The sequence below is a fragment of the Bradyrhizobium sp. NBAIM08 genome (assembly GCF_020193935.1).
Classification (GTDB): Bacteria; Pseudomonadota; Alphaproteobacteria; order Rhizobiales; family Xanthobacteraceae; genus Bradyrhizobium; species Bradyrhizobium yuanmingense.
Map to the genome: position 1 here is coordinate 1 of NZ_JADYVR010001241.1, position 388 is coordinate 388.

The 388-nt window shown below is 71.4% G+C and carries 1 protein-coding gene; it reads right to left on the reverse strand.

Annotation, left to right across the window (positions count from 1 at the left end; translation table 11 throughout):
- On the reverse strand, window positions 1-214 hold a 214-nt coding region (locus I6F37_RS44330; protein WP_368736842.1), incomplete at its 3' end, for a VOC family protein.
- Between the last annotated feature and the right edge of the window lie 174 nt (window positions 215-388).

The following is a 388-nucleotide window of genomic DNA, read 5'->3' on the forward strand; positions in this document are numbered from 1 at the left end:
GCACGTTGCCCTCGCCGCGGCGGATCGGCCCGACCTCGGCCTCGAAGCCCTCCTCGGACCAGAGCGAGAGCATCAGCCGCTCCCCGGCCCGGATCATCAACACCTCCCCCGGCACGAACACCTCGGGTTTCCACCCGAGCCCGTCGACGTAGAACGCGCGAGCCCGGTCGAGGTCGGCGACGGCCAGGGTGATGAAGCTGATCCGTTGGTCCATGCGATCCAGCCAAGCACGGGGCGGTGACAGCGGGTCGGTCAGGTGATCCGCAGCTGGACGATCCTGCCGTCCAGCAGGCCGACGTACGCCGTCCCGCCGGTGGAGAAGCGGAGGGACAGCGCGAGGACCGGGTGGTCGAGCCCCAGCGGCCCTCGGTGGCGCACCTCCCCGGAG